The 220-nt window shown below is 40.9% G+C and carries 1 pseudogene; it reads left to right on the top strand.

The window, feature by feature from the left end:
- Positions 1–198: pseudogene (locus A3712_RS14390) on the top strand (hypothetical protein); the annotation flags it as partial.
- Positions 199–220 lie beyond the last annotated feature (22 nt).

Genomic DNA, 220 nt, shown 5'->3' with positions numbered 1-220 from the left:
GCAATGACTGTCGAAGTACTAGGCGTAAGAAACTATCCTGACCCAAGAGCGTTATTAATGGCGGAGGGGCTAGGAGTGTTATCTAATTTGAGTGATTCAATTGATGAGGGCGTTGAGCTTCTCTACAGCTTTCACGAATACAAAGAGATGATTCCAATTCATGGCATATTTGCTATTGAAATTCGTGTAATCGAATAATCTCCTTGTACGCTGTTGATTG

Origin of the sequence: Vibrio sp. HI00D65 (genome assembly GCF_001635455.1) — a bacterium.
In the GTDB taxonomy this organism is placed as follows: domain Bacteria; phylum Pseudomonadota; class Gammaproteobacteria; order Enterobacterales; family Vibrionaceae; genus Vibrio.
This window is presented reverse-complemented; position numbering and strand designations above follow the sequence as displayed.